Source organism: Chamaesiphon polymorphus CCALA 037, assembly GCF_003003845.1.
GTDB lineage: Bacteria > Cyanobacteriota > Cyanobacteriia > Cyanobacteriales > Chamaesiphonaceae > Chamaesiphon > Chamaesiphon polymorphus.
This window is the reverse complement of the sequence record NZ_PVWO01000209.1, coordinates 1-9,460: the sequence shown is the minus strand read 5'-3', so window position 1 is coordinate 9,460 and position 9,460 is coordinate 1. Positions and strand designations below refer to the sequence as shown.

General features: G+C 50.6%; 5 protein-coding genes, 1 pseudogene and 1 riboswitch. Of the genes and pseudogenes, 1 reads left to right on the top strand and 5 read right to left on the bottom strand.

The features are described 5' to 3' along the window. Positions 1-71: 71 nt before the first annotated feature. Both C7B77_RS16075 and C7B77_RS16070 read right to left on the bottom strand, forming a co-directional pair. A complete protein-coding gene (locus C7B77_RS16075; RefSeq protein WP_106306825.1) occupies positions 72-500 on the bottom strand; it encodes a hypothetical protein in 429 nt (142 codons plus the stop codon). Beyond that, positions 487-900: a DUF1636 domain-containing protein gene (locus C7B77_RS16070; RefSeq protein WP_106306822.1), complete on the bottom strand. Its 414-nt coding sequence runs from the start codon at positions 898-900 to the stop codon at positions 487-489. The genes C7B77_RS16075 and C7B77_RS16070 overlap by 14 nt, the downstream gene beginning before the upstream one ends. A gap of 22 nt (positions 901-922) precedes the next feature. Next, positions 923-1,074: riboswitch (cobalamin riboswitch) on the bottom strand. 245 nt (positions 1,075-1,319) lie between these two features. Here C7B77_RS16070 and C7B77_RS16065 point away from each other — a divergent pair. Continuing rightward, positions 1,320-1,961, top strand: a complete 642-nt coding sequence (locus tag C7B77_RS16065) for a hypothetical protein (RefSeq protein ID WP_106306819.1) — start codon at positions 1,320-1,322, stop codon at positions 1,959-1,961. Positions 1,962-1,985: 24 nt separating this feature from the next. Here C7B77_RS16065 and C7B77_RS16060 read toward each other — a convergent pair whose 3' ends face one another. The 3 genes and pseudogenes from C7B77_RS16060 to C7B77_RS31895 form a co-directional block, all read right to left on the bottom strand. Further along, positions 1,986-7,424 carry an ATP-binding protein gene (locus C7B77_RS16060; protein WP_106306816.1) on the bottom strand — a complete coding sequence of 1,813 codons (5,439 nt, stop codon included), beginning with the start codon at positions 7,422-7,424 and terminating at the stop codon, positions 1,986-1,988. A 727-nt stretch (positions 7,425-8,151) separates the two neighbouring features. Continuing rightward, positions 8,152-8,454 carry a hypothetical protein gene (locus tag C7B77_RS16050; RefSeq protein ID WP_106306811.1) on the bottom strand — a complete coding sequence of 101 codons (303 nt, stop codon included), beginning with the start codon at positions 8,452-8,454 and terminating at the stop codon, positions 8,152-8,154. A gap of 32 nt (positions 8,455-8,486) precedes the next feature. Then, positions 8,487-9,228 (bottom strand): annotated as a pseudogene (locus C7B77_RS31895) (DUF3891 family protein). Between the last annotated feature and the right edge of the window lie 232 nt (positions 9,229-9,460).

Genomic DNA, 9,460 nt, shown 5'->3' with positions numbered 1-9,460 from the left:
CTGGGAGAGATGAAGAGATAATTGTTCTTTTTTCCCCATCCACCCATCCACCCATCTACCCATCTACCCATCTACCCTCTACTCCCTAATTCAAACTCACTCCATCGCCGCTGGATCTGTTGATAACAGTCTGGCGGCGAAATTTTTAGGTGTTGACACCAGCCGATGTCAAGATTCATGCCAGATTCAATGGCAAAAATCAGTTCGGCGTGGGGTTGATAATTAGCGACCGCAGTTGAAATATAATCGATCGAGCGATCGGGTACCAGCCACTCTTGCAAGTAGATAGATAATTGTGGTGCGGGGATATAGCGAAAATTGAGACTGGGTTGGGGTGGTTCTTGGCGATGGCTGTCAGAATCATCGAAGAGATCCACCTGGCTGCTAATGGCTACCACGCCGCGCTCGTAATTTAGATAACCTTGCCAAGCTTGATGGCCGATCCACAAGAAGTTTTGGGAAAACACTGTGGTGCGGCTAGCGCGATTATAATGCCGCATTGGTAGGCGTGGGGATGGTGAGTGGGGGAATTTTAGCCAGGATGCCTTGTTTGAGTGGTGCGGGACGTTCTCCCCAGGGTAGGGAGCCAGTGGGATGCTGATAGTATTTGCTCGCGCAGTCTAAGATATTGCTCAGGGGGATGCTCGGCTCGGCGGGGGAAATATCGCCAAATAGATAAGTCGATTTGCCAGTTGCGGCAAAAGAGATCGCACACGATCGACTACAAGCACTCATACAACCGACAGCCTGAATCGGAAATTCTGCGGCTAACTCCCAATTTTGGTGTAAAGCTTGGAGCTGTTCTAGCAGGCGTTCGCCTGCACTAGTACCAATGCGTTGGCCATCTTGCCACTTACTACCGCAAGTGGTGCAAACAAATAAACAATGTTGTGGGTTCACCTAATACCTCGTAGGTTAATTGAACGAAATGTAGCTTCTGGCGGGCGTTCTGACTTTATCGATCCTCAGGTTGGGATGCGATTACAGTTGCGGGACAGTGCTGGATTTTCACCAGGCTTTCCCCATTACTTTGAGTGGCTGCTCCCCACTCAAACCAGATCGAAGTTTCATTATACATGTTGTCTGGTCGCTTCCGAAAAATCCGATCGAGAGACAAGTTGTGTATTATTTCTCATAAATGCTGGGGATGGGCCAATACATACATATTGTTTTCTCATTTAGAGTACCCACTAGGCTCGGATCGACATCAAAAAATCGGCGTTATCGATCCGATCCATAATTCCCGATCTCTTCAGACATCAATCGCCAGAGATGAAACATCTAAGCTACAATTTCAAAGTTGTTTAAGATCGACGGCGATGTCTTATTCTTTTGTGTTGATGCCCCAGCGGTGGCCTGATGCGATCGACTATTTAGCCAGACCGATAATTGGCGATCGTGGGACGCTGCAAGTACCGTGGCTGGCGATCTCCAGTGGCGTAGCAAATGGCCGATTTCAGTTGGTTTCGAGAGCGGGTCTCGATTGCGAAACTGCTCTGGAGATAATTCAGGCTGCGACGGCACAATTGGAGTCTCAATCGGTAGTTTGGAATGTCGCGGAGCAGCGAGGCTTAATTTTTAAAAAGCCTTATCTGCTGCGAGCGATCGTATCCGGTCAAACAGCCGCAACTCCAGAGCTAATGGACGATCTATCGTGCGAGCAACTGGTGAGCGAGCGCGCGATGTTGGCGGCTAGTCAGACTTTATCGGCACCAAGTCTGCTGGCGGTGATTCCCAAGCGGGGGTGGCTGTTAGTGTGTCCGGGCAAAGCTGGCGAATTTGTCAAAATTACCGAGATGCACGATCTGGCTGAGACGATGATGGCTAGAGATGTCGATCGCAGTCTGAGTAGTAATGTGTTCTTTTGGGAAAATGGGAGCTTGTGCGGCCATGCCGTGCGCGAGGAGTCATCTGGGTACGTGAGTTTGGGTCAACCGCAGCTATCGGCGTGGTGGGTATGAGTGCCAGAGGTGGGATGCGGCCATTTATCCGCCCGATCCGCGCATCGGCCAGGTGAAGTAGAAGGTTGTGCCTTTTCCTAGCTCTGACTCTAACCAGATTTGACCTCTGGCTGTTTCGACGATTTTTTTGACGATACTCAGACCGACGCCCGTGCTGTCGGGATTTTTTTGGGGGTTGGCAGCTTGGAAAATGATAAAGATCCGATCGCGATATTCTGGAGGGATGCCTGGGCCGTCGTCGGCGACGGCAAATTCGTAAAAATCGCCTTGGATGCGACAGGAAATGCGAATGGAACCATCCGGACGATCGTGATGCTTGAAGGCGTTGCTAATCAGGTTGGCAAAGACTTGGAATAACAACAGTCGCTTGGTTTCTAAGGTGGGCATTGCGGTGGCGATGCTTATCTCGAATGTCGGTGGTGGGGCGATCGATTCGATAACTTCGGCGAGTAAGTCGGCAACTGAAACTAGCTCTAGCTGGCTATCTTGGTGACCGACGCGGGCATATTGGAGCAGTCCGTCGATCGTGGCGTCCATCCGATGGACGCGGCTGCGGAGCAGGTTCATTTGCTCTGTGGTATGTGCGGGCAAGTCTCGGAGATCTTCTTCGATCCATTGGGAGAGATTGGCGATCGCGCGCAGGGGTGCTTTGAGGTCATGGGAGACGATGTGGACGAAGCTGTCTAGTTCTTGATTGCGCTCTTTGAGCTGGTTGGCAGTTTGGGCGAGGCGACTATTGAGATCGGCGAGTTCGCGAGCGCGAGCTGCCAAAATTGCTTCGCTCTGCTTGCGCTCGTCGATATCGATGACCGAGCCGATGTAGCCTTTAAACTCGCCATTGGATCCAAACCACGGACGTGCAGCATCGATACAAGTGCGATATTCACCATCTTGGTGCAGTAGGCGGTATTCAAGTTGAAAGGCTTCGTGTCGCTCGTTGGCACTGAGGAAGATATTTCTGGAGAATTCGCGATCGTTTGGATGGGTTGCTTCGAGCCATCCCAGTCCTAACCCTTCAGTCTCGGTTTGGCCAGTGAATTCATACCAACTGCGGCTGAGGTAGTTACAGTAGCCAGTCTCGTCGGTCACCCATACCATCATCGGCGCATTGTCTGCCATGTTGCGGAATTGCTGTTCGCTTTGGCGCAATGCCTCCTCGACCTGTTTGCGATCGGTGATATCGATCGAAATCCCGATCGCTCGCAGTGGCTGTCCGTCAGCAGTATAGGAAATTTGACTGCGAGAACCAAACCAGCGGATGCCCTGAGTGGGATGAGCGATCCGAAACTCGAAGTCAAGATAGGTCTGCTGCTGCGCCAGTGCTGCGCTGAGGGTTTGCTCGGCTGTTGCTCGATCGGATTCTAAGACCATCGCTAGCCAGTTTTCGTAGCTGGCTGGAGTTGACGGATCTTGCCCGTACAAAGCATAGTACTCCGGCGACCAAATGACGCGGCCTGTGGCGACGTCCCAATCCCAAGTCCCAATTTTGGCGGCTAATTGAGATATTCTCAACCGTTCTTCGCTCTCTTGTAAGGCAATTTCGGTCTGTTTGCGATCGGTGGTGTCCATGACCATTCCCAACAGCCGCATTGGTCGATCGTCAGCGTCACAGTAGACGCTACTGCGCGCCCAAATCCAATGAATGCTGCCATCGGGGTGGATAATTCGACATTCAAAGTTCCAATCGGCGTTGGTTGAGAGCATTTGTTGAAACTTCTCATCCACAGCGGCACGATCTTGGGGATGGACGTGGGTCAAAAAAATTTCGTAGCTCCATGCTGGCAGCAGCGACTCATAGCCAAAGATTCGATCGTGTTCGAGCGATCGAGTGGCCATGTGCGGTTGGGTTGTTAAGTCGAGATCCCACTGGCCGATTTGGGTCGCGTTCAACATAAACCGCACCCGTGCCTCACTTTCCCGTAAGGCTTCTTCGGCTTGTTTGCGCTCGGTGATGTTGGTAAACAAAACGGCAAACTGGTTGCTACCTGGCTCGCCAGTGGCAAAGGCATTGACACTGAACCAGCGGTTCATGGCGATCGATCGATCTTCAAACCGAATCGGTTCGCCTGTCTGGACGACTCGACCGTAAATTTCAAACCAATGGGCTTCGAGATCGGGCAACAGCTCCCGTGCTGTTTTACCGACAACATCTGCCAATCCCGTCAACCTGCCGAAGATTGAATTGACTTCGAGAAATCGATAGTCATACGGTACGCCGTTCTCGTCAAAGAACATTTCGCACAGAGATAAACCTTCATCCATCGACTCGAATAAGGTGCGGTATTTGGTTTCAGATGTCTGGATGGCGAGGCTAGCGCGTTCGCGATCGAAGACAATGCTCGCAATGTTGGTACCAAATTCGGCTAATTGGTACTCCCACTCGGTCGGCAGGCGGGATCGATCGAAGCATAACATCAACGAACCTAGCGGCAATTCGTCCGCACCCACAATCGGCGCAGAATGGCAGCCCAGGATGCCATGAGCTACGCACAAGTCTCGCCATGCGGGAAATCCGTCCTCGTTAATGTCGGCACAAGTCACTGTCTGTCCGGTATCGACAGCGAGCGCGCAAGTACCGAGCAACTCATTCATGGGTGTATTTTGTAAGCCCGTCGCGAAGGATGGCGGAAATTCTGGGGCGATCGGGTAAGGGAATTTTTGTCGCTGGGCATCGGTGGGTAGAATGCAGGCGCGAACGCCCAAGCTCAGATTGGACACGGAGGCGCAGACGGCAGCCAGACAGTTTGCTAGTGGTTCGCCAGCCGCGACCAGCTCCAGCAGTCGTTTTTGCTCGAATAGTAGCAATTCCGATCGTTTGCGATCGGTAATATCGGCCATCAAGATCGCGACCCCATCGGTGGTAGGGTAGAGCCGATGTTCGACCCACATGTTTACCACCGAGTAGTAAAACTCGAATTGCACCTCGATCTGTTCGGTCATGGCGCGATTGAGCAGCTCGTAAAACTCGATGCCCACCTGATGCGGAAATACATCCCAAGCTTGTCTGCCGATAACCTCCGAGCGTTGCAGATGGAGGAATTCTAGCAGCCGATCGTTGATGTACGTGTATCGCCACTGCCGATCGAAAGTCGCAAAACCATCGCGCAGACTCGACACGATTCGATCGAGATTGGCCGTAGCTGTCTCGGTTTCCCGTTCTAAGACGCGTTCGCGATCGCGGCTGGTGCGACGGAGTTGGGCTAATTTGAGGGTCGATTCTACCCGCGCCACTAATTCGCGCGCCGAAAACGGCTTAATTAGGTAATCATCTGCGCCAGTTGCGAGTCCTTCAATCCGAGCTTCTTCGCCAGCGCGGGCAGATAATAACACGATCGGGATATCGGCAGTAGTAGGACTAGCGCGCAGCACTCGCAGCAGCTCGAACCCATCCATGCGGGGCATCATCACATCTGTCAAGACTAAATCCGGCGGCTGGCGGTAGATCGATTCCATCGCTGCCACCCCGTCGGCTACTGTTTCTACCTGAAAATTGCCGCTCAACAATCGCCGAATATAATCGCGCATATCGGCATTATCGTCGGCTAGCAGAATTGTCGCGCGCTCGGATGGTGGCGTTGGGCTGGGGGGTAGTGCGAAACTATTTACAGGCACGCCGAGTTCAATTATTGGTGGTTTTTGCTCGTTTTCTGGCAGCCAGTGACGTGCTTCTTCCACATAGGGCAGCGGATCGGACGGCGTTGCTACTGTAAGAGTAGAATTGTCGCGCGGGGGGACTCGATCGCACTCGGTGGGAATCGTCACCACAAAGCTACTACCCACCCCTAACGTACTCGTCACGGCGATCGTGCCCCCCTGCAAGTTGACGAGTTCTCGCACGAGCGATAAGCCGATACCCGAACCTTCAAAACTGCGCCCTTGGGAATTTTCGACCCGATGGAAGCGATCGAATAAGCGCGGCAATTCCGGCTCGGGAATGCCGACACCCGTGTCTGAGACGGTTAATTCTACCCGATCGCCGCACCACTCCAACCGCACGGAGATCGTGCCTGAGAGCGTAAATTTGAAGGCATTGGAGAGCAGATTGAGGACGATTTTTTCCCACATTTGGCGATCGATCCTCACCGCTGTCGGTAGGGTTGGACACTCGACAATTAGCGATAAACCTGCTTGCTCGATCGTCGATCGAAAGGCACTGGCGAGTTCGGCGGTATAACTAGCTAAATCGACAGCTTCGTAAGTGACGCGCTCTTTGCCTACTTCGAGCCGAGAAAATTCTAGCAAACTATTGACGAGTTTGAGTAACCGATTACCGTTGCGCTGAATCAGTTCGAGTCGTTCGATCTCTTGAGGGGGAATGGTGCGATCGGGATTGGCAATCATGTCTGCCAACGGCGACAGCATCAGCGTCAGCGGCGTCCTAAATTCGTGAGAGATATTACTAAAAAAGTCAGTTTTCGCGCGATCGAGAGCGGCTAAAGCCTCGATCCGTTGGCGTTCTTCTTCTTGGGCGCGCGCATTGCCGATCGCGGTTTCGACCTGACTGGCGACAACTTCCAAAAAACCGCGATAGTCCTCATCAAAAGCGCGGCGGGGACTAATTGCCAAAATTAGAAACCCCGAGATCTGCGATTGTCTCGATCGTTCCAGCGGCAACACGATCGCCGACTGTGGCGGGACACCCCAGATTGTAGCGGGTAGCGAATCAAATCGGGCGGCTAAATCTGGGATGTATTCGGCTTCCTCCGTGCGCTGGACTTGGTAGAGATTCCAAGGGTGCGTTGCCAGATCGAGCCGTTCGGGACTGGCACTGGTGCCCGCTGCGATGCCCGCAGTACCGACGAGGCGCGCCGACTTGTCTCGATCGTCGTCCATTAGATATAGCAATGCCAACGGGATATCCGCTGGATTCTTGGCGATCGCGATCGCGCATAGTTCGCCCGCTTCTCGGACGGTTTTAGCTCCCAAGGGTTGCGCTGCTAATTCGCGCAGAGTTTTGAGCTGTCGCTCGCCGACTACCCGCTTGGTAGTTTCATCGCAAGCACAGAAAATGCCGCCGACTTCACCCGCCTCATTGCGGATCGGACTGTAGGCATAGTTAAAATAACATTCTTCTAGATAGCCATTGCGTTCGAGCAGCAGCAACCCATCTTGAATCCGCATTGCCTCGCCGCGCTGCATGACGGCTTCGATCGTCGGTGCAATGATATGCCAAATCTCTTGCCAGCACTCCCGCCCCCGTTGTCCCAACGCTTGAGGATGCTTGGTCGTGCCCAAAATCGGACGGTAGGCGTCGTTATAAAACTGAATCAGCTCTTGTCCCCACCATAAAAAAATCGGGTGCTGTGAAGTCAGCAGAATACTCAATACTGTTTTTAAGCTTTGAGACCAGCCCGAAGGTTCGCCCAGCGGCGTTTGCGACCAATCGTACTCGCACATCAGATCGGCCATTGCACTACCCTTCACAAAAATGCTATTCGCAGCGATTTTTTGGTCTGAAGACATCACGACAATGACCTTTGCTACTGAAAATGTATTCGTTAATTATAACGTCCGAGCTATTTGGGTAAAGGGAAGAGGCTAGAGCGAGGACAGACGAAAGTATCGATTCCATAATATGCATAATTTGCATGATATGTAGTAAATAGTAGCTATCGAAACAAAAATACAATTAGTGTTTATTTATAGTGTCGAATAAAATATCGATGAAGAAAATATTTCCAAATTGTTTAACAAGTTTTTCAATGCCAACAAAGATGCTTAAACCTCAAATGATTAGATCGCAAAAAATAATTATCGAAATAAGTTCTTCTGTTTTATATCCTTGGGAAGTCGGAAATTGTTTTAAGTACAATGGCTGTAAATATCGAATTGAAAAAATTCTCAAAGAAGTAAAAACATCTCAAATAGATGCAGTAATTAGCGAGGTTTCGATCGATACACCGATCGAGAATCAAATAGTAACCAGTCTAGTAGTTGGAACTTTGATTAGGTGAAGAGGCTTATTAGCTGCGAGATTTATGGTAGGGGCAATTCATGAATTGCCCTTACACCACAAATCTCGCAGCGGTTGGCAACGAAAAACTAGTGTTTGAGATTCGATCGCTCGACAATTAATTTACCCTGCTTAAAAAGGGAGTTTAGAGGAAGCTTCTAGAGTTAACGATCGCGATCTCATACTTTCACAACATCCGCTAAGATCGCTATTTAACGCCGCTTGAATTAGCACCTGCTAGCCAACTCGATTATTGGTAATACTCACTTGCTGAATTTTGGTTGTTATTAAAGCAATTAGGACGAGTAGACCCAACCATTGACGGAAATGACTCGCACCTTGAAACAACTCGCCGATCGCCCAAACAAATAAGGCACTAGAAGCTAATAAATCCAAGCCGAGATTGACCTGTCCAGTTTTGTAGAAAAACTTCAACAGCGTAGCCAATACCCAGACAATAATCGGAATATTTGGCATCTGACCGATGACAACTTCACCATTGCCAGAGCGGAAAAAATTATCGAACCAAGTATTATTCATCGATTTTGAGGTTATTAATTAGTTAAGTTTATTTAGGCTGCAAAAGTCCACTCGATCGAACTTATCGGTGCGTGTTGCAGCGATGTAATTAATTCTTCGTCGCTCTCGAACTTCATTTGCGTCAGCAACGAGGCATCGACCCGCACGGTAAATTTTTTATCCTTAAACGGCCAAGGTTTAACAGTTAGCGTCTTGTCACTGCGTTGTAGTAAGTCGTGTTGCTCTCCTTCTGGCCCCTTAGCAATTTCTAGAAATCTTTCGCCGTCAGGAATTTGACGTTGACACAAGATTAATGAAAGTCGATCGCAGCATTGCATCTTGGCATAGGCTTTTTCGGCATCAGTTTCACTAACGCCCAAACTCTCCCGCCAAGTCTGTCGTAGCTCGATTTGTTTGTCCAAAAACTCATCGAGTTCGGACAGCTCGCCCCGCCATCCTTCTAGCAAAAAACTCATGTGCATCGACACTAGCAACGCCACCCATCGCCCCCGATAGAGTGCTTCTTCCACATGCTTATACAGTGGCGGGTGGCGGTACTACCAAATCTTCAGCATCACCGCCGAGCGTGAAGTCAAGTGGGGCACCTGCTTTGGTCAGATGGTTGCCCTCCCACTCGCGTTCGAGATCGTCATGATGGGCGATCGCCGCGATCGTGTCTACCAAGCGAGTTGTATCATCAGGTGTCTGCCAATACCCCGCAATTTGCGCCGCCAGTAATGCGTGAGCGCGATGATAAATAATTTCCCAGCCGTTGTCAGTCAGATTGACAATCATAAGTTGTTTCCTCGCCGTTGTCAGTCAGATTGACGATCGTGTTTATTTGCGTGTGAATTTACAATACCTCCTTGCCCCATACAGTCAACCTGGTGCGTACCTAGAAGTTATTATTTAAGTTGCTGCGTAGATCTACCCACCCCGCCCTACGGGCACCCCTCCTTGGAGGGGATTTTACACCAGTCTTCCCCTTTACAAGCTAAGAAGCTATCCACTACCCATAGATTGATGA

Excerpts from the sequence above, each read along its gene's own strand:
- C7B77_RS16065 (WP_106306819.1), top strand. The coding sequence starts at position 1,320 with ATGTCTTATTCTTTTGTGTTGATGCCCCAGCGGTGGCCTGATGCGATC.
- C7B77_RS16060 (WP_106306816.1), bottom strand. The coding sequence starts at position 7,424 with ATGTCTTCAGACCAAAAAATCGCTGCGAATAGCATTTTTGTGAAGGGT.
- C7B77_RS16050 (WP_106306811.1), bottom strand. The coding sequence starts at position 8,454 with ATGAATAATACTTGGTTCGATAATTTTTTCCGCTCTGGCAATGGTGAA.
- C7B77_RS16075 (WP_106306825.1), bottom strand. The coding sequence starts at position 500 with ATGCGGCATTATAATCGCGCTAGCCGCACCACAGTGTTTTCCCAAAAC.